Here is a 15,696-nt window from a genome sequence, read left to right on the forward strand (position 1 = left end):
CCCGTATTCCGCCTGCCCCTGTGTGGAGATCCCATGCGCAACTTCAACGAACACACGATCACCGATGCGGTGCTTGCGCGGGTCGGCGGCGCCGGCGATCCGCGGGTCAGGGAGATCAGCGAGGCGCTGGTTCGCCATCTCCACGCCTTCGTGCGCGAAGTGCGTCCGACCCAGAAGGAATGGGAATACGGCATCGATTTCCTGACCCGCACCGGCCAGATGTGCGATGACAAGCGCCAGGAATTCATCCTGCTCTCGGATACGCTTGGCGTCTCGATGCTGGTCGACGCGATCAATCATCCGGTTCCGGAAGGCGCCACGGAGACCACCGTGCTCGGCCCGTTCTTCGTGCAGGCAGCGCCCGAGAAGCAAGTCGGCGACGACATCTCCGGCGGCATGAAAGGCGATCCGCTGCTCGTGACCGGATCAGTCTCCGCTGACGACGGCCGGCCTCTTGCCGGTGCGGTGATCGACGTCTGGCACTCCGACGAGGACGGCTATTACGACGTGCAGCAGCTCGACAAGATCGGCGATCTTTCGATGCGGGCGCGGTTTCATGCCGATGCCGATGGCCGCTTTCATTTCTGGTCGATCAAGCCTGCGGCCTATCCGATCCCGCATGACGGTCCGGTCGGCGACATGCTGGAGGCACAGGGCCGGCATCCGTGGCGTCCCGCGCATGTGCATTTCATGATTTCCGCGCCGGGGTTCGAGCAACTCGTGACGCATGTGTTCGTCGCCGGCGACAAGTACCTCGATTCCGATGTGGTGTTCGGCGTCAAGGACAGCCTTATCCGCGAATTTCTGCAACGTTCACCAGGCCGCGCGCCCGACGGCCGGACGGCGGAACAGCCTTATTTCTATCTGCACTATGATTTCGGGCTCAAGCATGACGCGCGTCGTGGCATGGCCGCATAGGCAGGAGTGGCGATTGCACTGATCGGCGAGCTGTCGCCCGTCGCGCAGTCCGATCTGCAAGCACGCCTGACAACACTGCACCCAGCTATTTCTTCAGTTCCGTGTAGAGCTGCATTACCCGCTGCGGCAGCACCTCGATCCGCGGTACGCGAAATGCGCGGCGCTCACCGAAGATGCGGTCGAGCCGGGCGAAGCGTCCGCTGCCGATGCCGAACGCGAAGATGTCGATGCCGCGCCGGCGCAGTTGCTGGACCGCGCGGCGCGCGTCCTCGGTGAGATATTGCGGGTCCGGCGCGTCAATATCAGATGGCTCCCCGTCGGAAAGAACCAGTAGCACCTTCCTGAATGCGCGGCGCTCGCCGAGGTAGCTGCCGGCGTGGCGCAGCGCGGTGCCGAGCCGCGTCGAATGGCTGCTGCTGATGCCGGCAAAGCGCGCGCGCACCACTGCATCCATCGGCTCGTCAAAGCCCTTGATGCGCAAGTAACGCACGCGTTCCCGGCCGTCCGAATTGAAGCCGTGCACCGCGATCGCGTCATTGGCCGTCTCGACCGCCGCCGCCATGATCGCGGCCGCCTTGCGCTCGACATCGAGCACGGTGCGGCCGGCACGATCGCGATCGGCGGTCGACTGCGACAGGTCCAGCAGCAGCAGGATGGCGAGGTCGCGCGGCCCGGGTGCGTCACGCTGGTAGACCCGGGGCTCGCCGGCCTGCCCGGCGCGCCGCGCGATCATGTGGGCGATAGTAGCATCGATGTCGAGCGCATCGCCCTCGCGCTGCGCCTTGTGACGGAGCCGCCGACCGATCGAGGCATCGCGCGTCAATCGCGTAATCCTGCGCATCGCATCACCGTCGGTCGGCAGGTCAAGTGCTCTTCCCGACGGCGCGGCATCCGCTTCAAGCACGGTCGTCCAGTCCATCCGCTCGATGCCCGCGGCATAGTCCCATTCGGGATAGGTTGCGACCGGAAGCCCGTCCGGCAGCGCCACCGCGCTGGCGCGTGCGCGCAGTGTTTCATCGGGCTTCGCCGTATCGTCGGTGGAATGGCCGTTCGCATCCTCCCGCCGCTCGATCCGAACGGAATCGACGGCAAGATCGATCGTCTCGGACGGAGCATCCGGCTGGTCGCCGAAATCCCAAAGCGCAAGATTGTCGTCGCGATACGAGGGCTCGACGACATAGCTCTTGGCGTTGAACTGCAGCCGCATCTGTCCGATATCGTTGCCGAGCAGCCCGCCGATCTCGCGGCTGATCGCCGGATCGACCCAGCGATCGGAGGCGGCGGCGAACAGCGCCCGCCCCTTGGCTACCCACGCATCCGGATCCTGATAGTCGGGATCGATCAGCGCCCGCGCCAGCCGCGTCATCAGTCCCGCGGCGGTCGCCTGGCCGGACGGTGCAGCCGTGTGGAATGGCAGCCAGAGCCGCCGTAATCCCGGCATCTCGCGCAGCGCCAATGTCTCGACCCTGGCATCCTCGATCAGCGACACCAGCGCGATCTGCAGCGCCTTCAACCGGCCGACGGGGAAGCGCACGGTGGAATGAACGAGATGCGCGCCGGCATGAGCAACGGCTGCGAGATAGATCGACTCCGCACGCTCGCCCTCGAAGCCGGCAAAAGTCTCCGGCAGTCCGACTAAACCTGCCGCCAGCGAGGTCCGTCGCGGTACCGGCGTCGGCGGAATCGCCAGCTTGCGGAAGCGCGGCTTCCTGTTCCACAGCGCGACCATGGTCGCGGCAAGGCGTTTCTCCAGCCGCGCAAAATCATCGCCGGTTCGGCCCAGCGCCAGCACGCGCGCCGAGAGAGCGTCCTCGAGCCCGAAATACGCCCGCCGCCGCGCCGCGCGACCGCCGCTCGCACGCAAGCCGGCCGACACCCAGGCGGAAAAACCCTCGGCGCCCGCGTGGCCCAGCAACTGCTCCAGCCGACTAACCGCAAGACCCACGGATTCCGGTCCGGCATCTGCCAGCTGGCAAAGCGCGGCGAGGACCGTCGTCACCTCACCTGCCCCGGCGAGCCGAGGCAGCACCTTTGACAATTCGGTCAGCGTTGCATGGGCGACGCGGCTTCCGGCACCGCGGCCGATGTCGGCTACGGCGCGCCCGATGGCGAGCAGATCGTGGACGGAATGCTGCGCCGGCCAGTGCTCCGACAATCGCAGAAAGTTCAGAACCACGGCCTCGCCGAGATTGGCCTCGAACAGGTCGCGTACCGCGACATCCCAGATCACGAGACGGCCGACCAGCTCGGGGCGCCGTTCCAGCGTCGCCCGTGTCGCCTGCACCGCCGAGCCGACATCGTCATGGCCGCGCAGCAGCGCGGCCAGCCTGCGGCCGGATCGGACGTTTTCGAGGGAACTGATTTGCGCGATCGCCACCTGCCCGCTTCCGTCCTAAAGCACGATGAGATCGGGTTGTATCGTCATCGCGCTTTGGCTCTCTGTTTGAGCATGATCTCTTCGGAAAACCGCTTCACACTTTTCCGGATCATGCTTACGCACAGGCCGAGATCACGTCGCGCAACGTGTTCCTGGTGTCCGCATCATCGGTCAAGGGAACGACGATCGTGGTCTCGCACGCCTTGTCGAGGCTGATGCCGTATCCGATCATCCGGCCGGCATTGACCAGCATCCGGGTCGATGCGCCCTCGTCCAGGCCCTGGCCCTTCAGATTGCGGCTGTGCGCGGCGATCTTCACCAGAAGGTCGGCGATCTCGGGTGCGATACCGGCTTCGCGCGAGACCACCTCGATCTCGACCGCGTGCTCGGGGTAACCGAAATCGAGCGCGGCGAAGCGCTGCTTGGTGGATTCCTTGAGGTCCTTGATCGCGCTCTGATAGCCGGGGTTGTAAGAGATCACGAGCTGGAAGTCGGAATGGGCGTGGATCAATTCGCCGCGCTTTTCCAGCGGCAGGACACGGCGGTCGTCGGTCAGCGGATGGATCACCACCGTGGTGTCCTGCCGCGCCTCGACGATCTCGTCGAGATAGCAGATCGCACCGAGCCGCACGGCTGTCGTCAACGGCCCGTCGCTCCACACGGTGCCTTGGGCATCGAGCAGCCAGCGCCCCACCAGGTCCGCCGCCGTCATGTCCTCGTGGCAGGCGACCGTGATCAATGGACGGCCGAGCCGCCAGGCCATGTATTCGATGAACCTAGTCTTGCCGCAGCCGGTGGGCCCTTTCAGCATCACAGGCATGCGGCTCGCATAGGCCGCGCTGAACAGCTCGACCTCGTCCCTGAGCGGCCGGTAGTACGGCTCGTCGCGGATGCGGTACTGATCGAGCAGCAGTCCGGGGTTGGACAAGCTCACGCCTCCCATGATCGCGCAGCCGGCCGTTCGCAATCGTCCACCGTCACGACGCGAGCAGCTCCTTCAGCTTGGCATCGATGAAGGAAACGTCGACCGGATTGGTCCCGGGACCGCCCGCGAAATGTCCCCAGATCGACGGCACCGGCACGAACTTGGCGTTCGGCATGTTGGCGACTTCGAACTCGCTATCCTCCGGCGGGAAGTAAAGATCGGTCTGCCCGGGCATCACATAGGTCTTCGCCTTGATGGCGCCGAGCGCGGCCTTGAAATCGCGCTTGTAGATCTCGTTGTCGCTGATGTCGCCGTTCTGCCAGGTCCACAGCATGGCGAGCAGATTGTTGGGGTCCTTCGGCAGGAAGAAGCCCTCCCAGAACGCCACCAGAAAATCCTCCAGCGAGGAATAGCCCAGCGTCTTGATGTCGAGCTGCTCGCGGTAGAAGGCTTGCGAGAAACCCCAGCCGGCATAGACGCGCGCCGCGGCGCGCAGGCCGCGCGCCGGCTTCTCGGTGTACCAGCCCTCCTTCCAGGCGGCATCCGCGGTGAGCGCGGCCTTGACGCCCTCGAGGAACACGAAGTTGTGGCGCGAGCATTTCGCCGAGCCGCAGAACGGCGCCAGCAGGTCCATCATGTCAGGATAGAGCGCGCCCCAATGGAAGGTCTGCAGCGCACCCATCGACCATCCGACCACCATGCGGATGTGCTTGATGCCGAATTTCTCGGTCACCAGCCGGTGCTGGGCCCGGACATTGTCGTAAGCCGTCACCTGCGGGAAGCGCGGCCCGTTATACGGCTCCGGCGTATTGCTTGGCGACGACGACAGGCCGTTGCCGAGCATGTTGGGAATGATGACGAAGTATTTCGCCGGATCCAGCGCCATCCCCGCGCCGATCAGCCATTCATTGTCGTAATGCTGGCCGGAATACCAGGTCGGATAGACAATCACATTGTCCTTGGCGGCATTGAGCTGCCCGAAGGTCTTGTAAGCGAGCTTGCAGTCGCGAAGCGTCGCGCCGCGTTGCAGCGTCAAATTGCCGAGGTCATGGATCTGATAGTCGACGCTCATCGCCGCGCCCTTCCCATTTCTTATTCCATCGATCAAAGAGCGCCGGCGCGAACACCGCGCCGGCGCAGTTCGCAACGCATGCCTCAGCGATGCGCGACCTTCTGGTTCGGAATGCCCTCGATCGGACATTCATCAGTGCCGACCGTCGGTCGGGTCATGGCTTCCACCATTTCCCGCGTACCTTCGGGATCGGTGATCCAGTTCTTGTAGAACGTATACGGGCACACGGCATGGCCGCGGTCTCCGTCGCCGGAGTTGATCAGGCCGGTATAGCCGCGATGCATCAGCTTGAAGAGATGGTTCTGCGACTGCATGTTGCGGCGCGCATCGCGGATCAGCGACACCGACATCTGGGCATACTGGATTCCGTTCTCCTCAGTGCCGCACTCGCCGAGCGTCCGGCCGTCGAAGCCGATCAGCGCCGAATGGCCGAAATATGAGTAGACGCCGTCGAAGCCGGAGGCGTTGGCCACCGCCACATAGCAATTGTTGGCCCAGGCCATCGACTTCGAGATCTGGATCTGCTGCTCCTTGGCCGGGTACATATAGCCTTGGCAGCGGATGATCAGCTCGGCGCCGCGCATCGCGCAGTCCCGCCAGATCTCCGGATAGTTGCCGTCGTCGCAGATGATCAGGCTGATCTTCAGCCCCTTCGGCCCGTCCGAGACGTAGGTGCAATCGCCGGGATACCAGCCCTCGATCGGCACCCAGGGCATGATCTTGCGATACTTCTGCACGATCTCGCCCTTGTCGTTCATCAGGATCAGCGTGTTGTAGGGCGCCTTGTTGGGGTGCTCCTCGTGACGCTCGCCGGTCAGCGAAAACACGCCCCAGACCTTCGCCTTGCGGCAGGCATCGGCGAAGATCCGGGTCTCCTCGCCCGGCACCGACGACGCCGTCTCGTACATCTCCTTGGAGTCGTACATGATGCCGTGGGTCGAATATTCCGGGAAGATCACGAGGTCCATGCCCGGCAGGCCGAGCTTCATGCCCTCGACCATCTTGGCGATGTTGCGCGCGTTATCCAGCACCTCGGCCTTGGTGTGCAGGCGCGGCATCTTGTAGTTGACCACGGCAACGCCGACCGTGTCCTTGCTGCTCGATATGTCTCCATGCAACATGTGTCTCGACTCCCTTTCAAGTGAACGATAGTGCCGGCTACACCGCCATGTGCAGCTGGATGAGATCGTCGGTGAGCTCGCCGATCGCGCCCTTGGCGACGACGCGCCCCTTTTCCAGCAGCGCGAAGCGGTGCGACGCGCGGCGGGCAAAGGCGACATTCTGCTCGACGAGCACGACGGTGATCTTGTGCTCGCGGTTGAGCTTCACGATCACGTTCTCGATCTGCTCGACGATATTCGGCTGAATGCCCTCGGTCGGCTCGTCCAGCAGGATGACCTTGGGCTGCGCCAGCAGCGCCCGCGCGATCGCAAGCTGCTGCTGCTGGCCGCCGGAGAGATTGCCGCCGTAGCGGTTGAGGAATTCCTTGAGCACCGGAAACAGCTCGAGCACCCAGTCCTCAATGCCGTTCGCCGAGCGTGCGGCGAAAGTTCCGAGCGTCAGGTTCTCGCGCACCGTGAAGCGCGGCAGAATGCCGCGTCCTTGCGGCACGTAGGCGATGCCGGCCTTCGCGCGCTGGTGGGTGCGCAGTGCCGAAATGTCGGTGCCGTCCAGCGACAGCCGTCCGGTAACGCGGTCCATCAGGCCGAGGATGCTACGCATCAGCGTCGTCTTGCCGACGCCGTTGCGGCCGAGCACGGAGATGAATTCGCCGCTGCCGACCATCAGGTTGATGCCCTGCAGGGCGCGGCTGTTGCCGTAGAAGGCGTCGATGTCGGAGAGCTCAAGCATGGCTGATGCCTCCCGATCCGAGATAGGCGCGGCGCACTTCGGGATGCGCCTCTACTTCGGCCGCAGTGCCTTCGGCGAGCATCTGGCCCATATGCATCACGGAAATCACGTCGCCGATCGCCTTCACGAAGCCCATGTCGTGCTCGACGACGATCAGCGTGTGCTTGCCCTTCAGCCGGGCGAACAGTTCGGCGGTCTTGCGGGTCTCCTGCGCCGTCATGCCGGCGGTGGGCTCATCCATCAGGATCAGCTCGGCATCCTGTGCGACCAGCATGCCGATCTCGAGCCACTGGGTCTGGCCGTGCGAGAGATAGGCAGCCGGCCGGTCGAGCTGCTCGGTGAGCCCGACCAGTTCGGCGAGCCGCTCGACATGCTCTCGTCCGGCGTTCCTGATGTCCCAGCGCAGATTGCCGATCACGCTGGTACGACGTGCCCGCGCCACTTCGAGATTTTCGCTGACCGCAAGCTCGCGGAACACGCTCGGCACCTGGAACTTGCGGCCGACGCCGGCGCGCGCGATCTCGTATTCCTCGAGGTCCTGCAGCGCGGTGCCGGCAAAGGTCACGGTGCCGCCGCTCGGCTTGACCTTGCCGCAGATGATATCGAGCGCCGTGGTCTTGCCGGCGCCGTTCGGCCCGATCAGGCAACGCAGCTCACCCTTGCCGACGCTCATGTTGAGGCCGTTGATCGCCTTGAAGCCGTTGAAGCTGACGGAGACGTCGTGGAGGTCGAGATGGGCGGTCATGTGCTGCCCTCCGTCTGGCCGACGCCCTGCGCAACGCTCCCGGAGGCGTGTCGGCGCTGTACGATCCAGCGCCAGATCACCTGGGCAAGTCCGGCCAGTCCCTTCGGCAGGAACAGCACGACGAGCACGAACAGCGCACCCATCACCAGCGTCCAGGTTTCGAGGAACGCTGCGGACTCCGACAGGGCGCCCTGCATGCCCGCGACCAGCACGGCGCCGAGGAACGCACCGACCAGGCTCTGCCGGCCGCCGACCGCGCACCACACCACGACAGACAGCGACAGCTGCACGCCGAGGAAGGTCGGCGAGGCAAACTCCATCACCACCGTGTAGAGCATGCCGGCGAGCCCGGCGATCGCCGCCGACAGCGCGAATACGAAGATCTGGTACAGCGCGACGTCGTAGCCGAAATAGCGCACCCGGCTCTCGTGATCGCGGATCGCCTGCACGATCAGGCCGGCGCGCGACCGGGTGAAGGCAAAGGCGACCAGCAGGCTGAGCAGGACGCATCCGGCGACGAGGTAATAGGTGGCGCGGCCATAGGCATCGAAGGCGACACCGAAGATCTCGAGCTGGGCAAGATCGGTGATGCCGTTGAAGCCGCCGGTATAGCTCTGCTGATCGATGATCACGAGATTGATCACCACCATGGTGGCGAGCGTGATGATCGAGACATAGACGCCGGTGACGCGGCCGCGGAACATGAACCAGCCCAGCGCCGCCGCGACCAGCGCCGGCACGATCATGCCCGCGGCAATCGCGAAGGGCAGCGAGCGGAACGGCACCCAGAACCAGGGCAACTGCTGGACGTTGTTCCACACCATGAAGTCCGGCAGGCCGCTCGCTCCGGTATGCACGGGGATGGTCTTGAGCTTCAGCGCCATCGCCATCGCGTAGGAGCCGAGCCCGAAGCTCATGGCCTGGCCGAGGTTGAGGATGCCGCCAAAGCCCCAGGACAGGCCGAGCGAGATGGTGAGGATGCCGAGCACCAGATAGCGCGCGACCTTGTTGAGCAGGAAGTCGTTGTTGAGCAGCACCGGCAGCGCGAACACGACGGCGCAGACGATCAGCAGCGGTGCCAGCTGCGCCGTCAGGCGCTGCAATCCGTTCGAGGTGGAGACGTTCGATGACATGGACAAGCGATCTCAGGCCCGCACGCGTGCGGTGAACAGCCCTTCGGGGCGGAAGCGGATGAGGACGACGATGGCGAGCAGCACCAGGGCCTTGGCCACCGTGTCGTTTTGCAGGAAGGCGATGCCGCCGGAGAGTTCGCCGAGGATGAAGGCGCTCGCCACCGTGCCGGCGAGGCTCTGGACGCCGCCGAGCACGACGACCATGAAGGCATCGACCACGTAGCCGGTGCCCATGTCGGGCGACACGCTCTTCAGCGGCGAGACCAGCGCACCGGCAAGTCCCGCGAGCCCTGCACCGTAGGCAAACGTCAGCGCATAGACCCGCTTGGCGTTGACGCCGAACGAGGCCGCGACCGAGCGATCCTGGATGATGGCGCGCAGCTTCATGCCGACCGTGGTGCGGTTCATCAGCAGCCAGGTCGCCGCGAACAGCGCCAGCGACACGACGAACAGGAACACGCGATACGACGACACCGACAGGCCGAACACGTCCATGCTGCCGGACAGCGCCGGCGGCAGTTGCACGTAGCGCAGCTCGCTGCCGACCATCAACCGCACCGCCTGCTGCAGCATGATGCCGACGCCCCAGGTCGCGAGGATCGTATCGAGCGGCCGGTTGTTGAGCAGGCTGAGCACGTAGCGCTCGATCACCCAACCGAACGCCGCAACCACGAGGAAGATCGGCACCAGGCTCGCCAGCAGGCCGAGCCCGAGATAGCTGTGAAACACCCAGGCCGCATAGGCGCCGAGCATCACGAACTCGCCGTGGGCGAGATTGATGATGCCCATCGAGCCGTAGATGATCGAGAGTCCCAGCGCCACCAGCAGCAGGATCGATCCGATGCTGAGGCCTGTGATGATCTGTTCGATGAATTGGTCCACGCCAGAGTCCGTCCTTCAGGGTAAGTCTCGCCGTGCCCGCTCCTTGCAGATCAGCAAGGAGCGAGTCAGTCAGTGTCGCCAGATGCCGGCCGCCGGCGCCGCGCGCCGACGGCCTTGATCGACCTGCCGTCAGCTCTTCTCGACCAGGCCCTTCTCGGTGCAGGACTGCCCGGGATAGGCCGCGTACGGCACCGGCTTCAGCCACTCCTTGGCCTCGACGAGGATCTCGAACTGGCCGTTCGATTTCGCCTGGGCGATCTTCGGCCACAGCCAGGTGTGGAGATTCTCCGGCTCGAGCCGGACCTTGCCTTGCGGCGCGATGGTCTCCTGTCCCTTCACCGCGTCGCGAATGTTCGGCGGCGTCAGGTCGCTGGTCGCAAGCTTCTCGACCGCCTGCTTGAACAGATAGGCCTGGAAGTAGCAGGCCTCCGACACGAAGTGCGTGACCTTGTCGGCGCCCCAGCGCTTCTTGTAGGCCTCGACGAACTTCTGGTTCTCCGGCGATTTATGCACCATGAAGTACGGCGCCGAGGTGAAGTGGCCAGCGGCCGCCTCGCCGCCCATCGCCGCGACCTCGTTCTCCGAGGTGGTCAGGCTCGCCATCGGCATCTTCTCGGGATCGAGACCGGCGGCGCGGTACTGGCGATGCAGCGCGACCACGGAATCGCCGACCACGGTGGAGAAGATCACGTTCGGCTGGGTCGAGCGGATCTTGTTGATGACGGACGAGAATTCGGAATGGCCGAGCGGCACGTATTCCTCCGCGACGACCTCACCGCCGTATTTCTCCAGCAGCTTCTTGCAGTAGTTATTTTCTTCCTTCGGATAGATGTAGTTCGAGCCGATCAGGTAGAACTTCTTGCCGAATTTCTTGATCAGCCACGGCACGAACTCGTCCTGCTGCTGGTTCGGCACCGCGCCGGTATAGATCACGTTCTTCGAACACTCGCGGCCTTCGTAGAGCGTCGGATACCAATAGAGATTGTTCTGCCGCTCGAACACCGGCAGCACCGCCTTGCGGCTCGCCGACGTGTAGGAACCAAACACGCTGACGCATTTGTCGCCGACGACAAGCTTGCGTGCTTTCTCGGAGAAAGTGGCAGGATCTGACGCGGGGTCCTCCACGACGGGCACGATCTTGCTGCCCTTGATGCCGCCAGCCGCGTTGATCTCCTCGATCGCCAGCAGCGTCGCCTTGTTGAGGGATTCCTCGATGATCGCCGTCGTTCCCGTCAGCGAGAACAGCACGCCGACCTTGATCTCGCCGCCGGCGGCGTGGGCAAGATCGGCGTTCTTGATCCAGATGTGCGGGAAACCGGCGCCGGCCAGCGCGCCGAATGCCGCAGTATTTCGCAGTAACCTCCGCCTCGAAATGCTCATCCCTCGCTCCCTTCAGGACTGAAAAAACAAAAAGCCCTCCCGATGCGCGCTGACGCGAGCATTGGGAGGGCTTTGTTGCCGGTTGTGTCGAAGGCGGCGCTGTCGCCGCCGGCCCCGCTATTGGGGCTTACTGTTGATGATCGTAGCCAAGCAGTTCGAACGAGTCAACAATCGCTGCAGCGACGGCGCTCGCCGACACGCGACGATCCATCGCCTGGCGCCGGATGAAGCCATAGGCTTCGGTTTCCGGCATCTGCCGCGTCGCCATCAGGATCGCCTTGGCGCGTTCCACCGTGCGCATCGAGCGCAGGTTGTCGTCGAGCTTCTCGATCTTGCTGCGCAACCGGCGCTCATAGCCGTACTGGCTGCGCGCCAGCACGAGGCTCGACAGCACTGCGTTCTGGGTGAACGGCCGCGGCAGGATCGCGTTCGGCGTCGCATGACACAGCGCGTCGGCATGAATGGCTTCCGTCGCCGGCAGGATCACGACCAGCGCCGAGCGCGCATCGCCCGGAATCCACGGCAGGCGCCGCGCCAGATCGGGAGAGTATTCGCAGTACACCACATCGGCATCGGCCGGCACGCTCTCCGGCATCGGCCACACCTGGCGGACGCGCATCCTGAAGCGCTGCAGCTCGCGCAGCAGCATGCCGATCTGATCGTCGACCGGCGCGACCACCACAGCGGAGAGATCGGCGAGCTCCTGCACCATGGTCTTTCGTCCGCCCATCTCCCGGCTCGCGGACGCCTTACGCGACATCTCGTTCATTGGACGCTTCCCGTTTGCGTTGCGCGGCCATACCCGATCAGGAACGGATCAGCGTGCACCGCCTCCTTCGACTGGCGCACGACATCGAACTGTCCATGATTGTTGGCACGCCCGATGCGGGTCCACAAGTCGGTATGGCCCGACATCGGATTGACGGTGACGGCGCCCTGCGGTGCCTCGAAGCTCGAGCCGAACACCATCGAGCGCAACACCTCGGTATCGAGCGTGTTGACCTGCTCGAGCGCCTTGGCGAACAGACGCAGCTGGAAGTACGACGCCTCGGCGCACATGTTGGTCGAGGCGTCCGCGCCGAACCGCTTCTTGAAGCGCTGCACGAAGGCCTGGTTGGCGGTGCCCTCGATGCCCTGGAAATAGGACGCCGCGGTGATGTGCCCTTCGCCGACGTCGAAGCCCATCGCTGCGATTTCGGCTTCCGTCGTCGTCAGGCTCGCGATCGGCGTCTGCTTCGGATCGAGCCCGACATTGGCATAGGCCTGATAGAGGAAGACGGTCCCCTCTCCGACGACGGTGGAGAAGATCACGTCGGGCCTGACCCGCTTGATGTCCTGGATGATCGGCAGGAAATCCTGCCAGCGCGCATAGACATTGACGTACCGTTCGCCGACCACCGAGCCGCCATTGGCCTTGAGCAACTCCCGCATCACGCGGTTCGACTCGCGCGGATAGATGTAATCCGAGCCGACGAAGTAGAACCGCTTCCCGAACGTATCCATCAGATAGCGGCACAGCGCGAGGCTGTTCTGGTTCGGCGATGCGCCGGTGTAGATGACGTTCGGCGAGGCCTCGAAGCCCTCGTACAGCGTCGGATACCAGAGCAGTCCGTTCAGCCGTTCGACGACCGGCAGCACCGCCTTGCGGCTCGACGAGGTGTAGCAGCCGAAGATGGTGTTGACCTGATCCTCGATCATCAATCGCTTGGCGTAATGCCCGTAAGCCGATGAATCCGAACCCGGGTCATAGGCGACCGGAACCAGCTCGCGGCCGCAGACCCCACCGGCGTCGTTGACCTCCTCGATCGCGAGCTGTGTTCCCTGAAACTGGGTTTCCTCGATGACCGACATGAAGCCTGTCCGCGAGAACAGCACTCCGATCCGCCATGGCGCGGACGTCGTTTGCGTAAGGTTCGACATGATCAAGCCCTCAACAGCGCAGGAGGGACGAGAGTGATTATTGTTCTTGTTGCTCTCGACAGGATTGCCGGGCGGGGACAATTGCATGCCGTCCGCCGCCAGACAAGGACCGAACAATGTGCGTTGGTGGCGAAAACAGAGGCAAACGAAATGTCGGCTGGCCGCAATCAATGTCGCAATGCACAGCGCGCCATCTATCTCCGGTAGACGAGCCGATCATTTCGCGTGCCGGGGTGCATACCCGCTGGTAACCGGGATAACGATTGAGACGGCACATCCGGCCCGCCGCGTGAACAGCGTGAGCAGCGTCAGGTCATGCCCGCTGGCGCTGCGCGCCCGCATGCTCCTTCGCGGGGCCCGGCGCAATCAGCCCGTACAGGAATTGATCGACGATCATGTCCGCGAAGTCGCCCGGCCCGATGCCACCCTTCGGATCGTACCAGGTGTGGCTGAAGTTCAGGATGCCGAACAGCATCATCGTGTAGACCTTCTTGGTCCGCTTGACGATCTTGCCCTGCGCGTCCAGCCGCACCAGGAGATCGGAGATGATCTCGACGATCTGACGCTCGAGCGACTTGATGGTTTGTTGATCGGCCTCGCCGAGGAAGGACAGATCGTTGAGGATCAGGCGCTGCTCCTGCGGCGAGCGGGCGTTGAGCTCGACGATGGCGCGGATCGCGCCGCGGAATTGATCCAGCATCGCCGGTTTTCCGGCGATCGCGGCCTCCACGTCGGCGATCATCCGCCGCACATGGGCATCGAGGATCGCAAACAGGATGGCTTCCTTGGAATCGAAGTAATGATAGAGCGCGCCGCGCGACAGCTTGCAGGCGTCGGCGAGTTCACCGATCGAGGCCCGCATATATCCCTGCCCGGCAAACAGGTCGCAGGCGGCGCGCAGGATGCCCTGCTGAATGTCGTCGTAGTTCTCTGAACGCGTCCGCGCCATCCAACGTCTCTCATTCCCGGCGGCCGTCGAATCCGCCGCGTCGCAGGAATTCTCTATACCAGCGTCAGCGCCGAAGCGCGCATGCCGAAGCCGCCTGTGCGTCCGGTGGTGCGACATCGGCCGGTCCGATCCTCAAAAATAATTTGAACGGACAGTCGGATTATAATATCATGATCCACGAGAACGCAACAACGGACCGGATCAACCGGCGGCTCATGGGAGGGTTTCTGGTGGCTGATCAACGGGTTGATGCTGTCGTCATCGGGGCCGGCGCAGGCGGGCTGTGCGCGGCGGCGCGGCTTGCCCATGGCGGGCTGCACACGCTCGTGGTGGATGACAAGGACCGGCTCGGCGGCCGCGCCTCGAGCGAACAGATCGATGGCTTCACCGTGAATATCGGCGCCATCGCAATCGAATTCGGCGGCGTCTTCGAGGAGACATTTCATACGGTCGGCGTGCCGCTCGACATCCGCGCGCCGGAGCCGGCGAGCTCATTCCTGATCGACGGCAAGCTGGTCGACGTCGGCCGCGGCGGCTGGTCGCTGCTTCTCGGTCAACTGACCAAGCAGGCCTCCCGCATCCTGGAGAAATTCGCCGACGCGCGCTCCGGCAATCTGCCGGATGGCCGGCAGTCCACCGAGGACTGGCTCAAGGGCTACACCAGCAACGCGACGGTCCACGCCCTGTTCCGCAATCTTTGCGCCGCGATCTTCGCCTGCAACGCCGCCGAGCTGCCGGCGCGCGCGTTCCTGACCTACTTCACCAGCAAGGGCGCCTTCAAGCGCTTCGGCTTCTGCCCGCAGGGCACGATCGGCGTATGGAATGCGCTGGGGACCGCCGTCCAGCGCAACGGCGAGATCTGGCTCGGCACGCCGGCGACGCAGATCCACATTGCCGATGGCCGCGTCCAGGGCGTCACGGTGCGACGCGGCGGCGAGGAGATCCGTATCGACACCAATCTCGTCATCAGCAATGCCGGGCCAAAGGCCACCGTTGCTCTCGGCGGAGAAGCTGCGTTCCCGGCCGACTATGTCGAAAAGGTCAGGCACACGCTGCGCCCCGCAGCCAACATCGTCATCAATATCGCGAGCCGCGAGCCGCTGATCAGCCATCCCGGCATCGTCACGTTCGGCAAGACGCGGCGGCTGTGCAACATGGCCAACCTGACGGCGACCTGTCCCGAGCTCGCCCCTCCCGGCTGGCATCTCTATGTCGCCTACGCCGTGCCGGTGCCCGCGCTCGGCGATTTCGATTCGGATGCGGAGGTCGCGCTGGCGCTCGCCGATTTGCGCGAGCAGTTCGCCAATTTCGACCAGGCGAGGATCCTTTCGACCCGCGTGATGCGCGACGACTGGCCGGCCCAGCGTAGCTGCGCCGGCTACGATCTGCCGCGGGAGACCGGGGTCGAGGGATTGTGGTGCGTCGGCGACGCCGTGAAGCAATACGGCAATGGCGGCACGCAAGCCTGCGCCGAAACCGCGAAGCTCGTCACCGACGCAATTCTGGCGGCACGCCCGCGCCAGCAAGCCGGCAGGGTGTGAGCG

The 15,696-nt window shown here is 64.4% G+C and carries 14 protein-coding genes; 2 read left to right on the top strand and 12 right to left on the bottom strand.

Features of this window, described 5'->3' with window-relative positions:
* Window positions 1–33 precede the first annotated feature (33 nt).
* Entirely contained in the window at window positions 34–918 is an 885-nt protein-coding gene (locus JQ633_RS31795; RefSeq protein ID WP_211989655.1) for an intradiol ring-cleavage dioxygenase, read from the top strand.
* An 85-nt stretch (window positions 919–1,003) separates the two neighbouring features.
* Here JQ633_RS31795 and JQ633_RS35550 read toward each other — a convergent pair whose 3' ends face one another.
* The 12 genes from JQ633_RS35550 to JQ633_RS31855 all read right to left on the bottom strand — a co-directional run bounded on the left by JQ633_RS35550 (window position 1,004) and on the right by JQ633_RS31855 (window position 14,152).
* A complete protein-coding gene (locus JQ633_RS35550; RefSeq protein WP_211989657.1) occupies window positions 1,004–3,295 on the bottom strand; it encodes a nitric oxide reductase activation protein NorD in 2,292 nt (763 codons plus the stop codon).
* A gap of 115 nt (window positions 3,296–3,410) precedes the next feature.
* Window positions 3,411–4,223, bottom strand: a complete 813-nt coding sequence (locus tag JQ633_RS31805; protein WP_283812842.1) for a CbbQ/NirQ/NorQ/GpvN family protein — start codon at window positions 4,221–4,223, stop codon at window positions 3,411–3,413.
* Window positions 4,224–4,272: 49 nt separating this feature from the next.
* Window positions 4,273–5,292 carry an alpha/beta fold hydrolase gene (locus JQ633_RS31810; protein WP_211989659.1) on the bottom strand — a complete coding sequence of 340 codons (1,020 nt, stop codon included), beginning with the start codon at window positions 5,290–5,292 and terminating at the stop codon, window positions 4,273–4,275.
* Window positions 5,293–5,375: 83 nt separating this feature from the next.
* A complete protein-coding gene (locus tag JQ633_RS31815) occupies window positions 5,376–6,413 on the bottom strand; it encodes an aliphatic amidase (RefSeq protein ID WP_211989660.1) in 1,038 nt (345 codons plus the stop codon).
* A gap of 37 nt (window positions 6,414–6,450) precedes the next feature.
* Window positions 6,451–7,143: an urea ABC transporter ATP-binding subunit UrtE gene (gene urtE, locus JQ633_RS31820; RefSeq protein ID WP_211989662.1), complete on the bottom strand. Its 693-nt coding sequence runs from the start codon at window positions 7,141–7,143 to the stop codon at window positions 6,451–6,453.
* Window positions 7,136–7,888 carry an urea ABC transporter ATP-binding protein UrtD gene (urtD, locus tag JQ633_RS31825; protein WP_211989664.1) on the bottom strand — a complete coding sequence of 251 codons (753 nt, stop codon included), beginning with the start codon at window positions 7,886–7,888 and terminating at the stop codon, window positions 7,136–7,138. The genes urtE and urtD overlap by 8 nt, the downstream gene beginning before the upstream one ends.
* Window positions 7,885–9,021: an urea ABC transporter permease subunit UrtC gene (urtC, locus tag JQ633_RS31830; protein WP_211989668.1), complete on the bottom strand. Its 1,137-nt coding sequence runs from the start codon at window positions 9,019–9,021 to the stop codon at window positions 7,885–7,887. The genes urtD and urtC overlap by 4 nt, the downstream gene beginning before the upstream one ends.
* Window positions 9,022–9,033: 12 nt before the next feature.
* Window positions 9,034–9,903 carry an urea ABC transporter permease subunit UrtB gene (gene urtB / locus JQ633_RS31835; RefSeq protein ID WP_211989670.1) on the bottom strand — a complete coding sequence of 290 codons (870 nt, stop codon included), beginning with the start codon at window positions 9,901–9,903 and terminating at the stop codon, window positions 9,034–9,036.
* 129 nt (window positions 9,904–10,032) lie between these two features.
* Window positions 10,033–11,283, bottom strand: a complete 1,251-nt coding sequence (locus JQ633_RS31840) for a transporter substrate-binding domain-containing protein (RefSeq protein ID WP_211989672.1) — start codon at window positions 11,281–11,283, stop codon at window positions 10,033–10,035.
* Between the two features lie 127 nt (window positions 11,284–11,410).
* Window positions 11,411–12,052, bottom strand: a complete 642-nt coding sequence (locus JQ633_RS31845; RefSeq protein WP_211989674.1) for an ANTAR domain-containing response regulator — start codon at window positions 12,050–12,052, stop codon at window positions 11,411–11,413.
* Window positions 12,049–13,134: a transporter substrate-binding domain-containing protein gene (locus tag JQ633_RS31850; protein WP_249159796.1), complete on the bottom strand. Its 1,086-nt coding sequence runs from the start codon at window positions 13,132–13,134 to the stop codon at window positions 12,049–12,051. Before JQ633_RS31850 ends, JQ633_RS31845 begins: the two co-directional genes overlap by 4 nt.
* A 382-nt stretch (window positions 13,135–13,516) precedes the next feature.
* A complete protein-coding gene (locus JQ633_RS31855) occupies window positions 13,517–14,152 on the bottom strand; it encodes a TetR/AcrR family transcriptional regulator (RefSeq protein ID WP_211989678.1) in 636 nt (211 codons plus the stop codon).
* 230 nt (window positions 14,153–14,382) lie between these two features.
* Between JQ633_RS31855 and JQ633_RS31860 the strand changes: the two genes are divergently transcribed.
* Window positions 14,383–15,693, top strand: coding sequence for a phytoene desaturase family protein (locus tag JQ633_RS31860; protein ID WP_349631642.1), 1,311 nt, complete (start codon window positions 14,383–14,385; stop codon window positions 15,691–15,693).
* Window positions 15,694–15,696: the final 3 nt, after the last annotated feature.

Source organism: Bradyrhizobium tropiciagri (assembly GCF_018130505.1).
In the GTDB taxonomy this organism is placed as follows: Bacteria; Pseudomonadota; Alphaproteobacteria; order Rhizobiales; family Xanthobacteraceae; genus Bradyrhizobium; species Bradyrhizobium tropiciagri_B.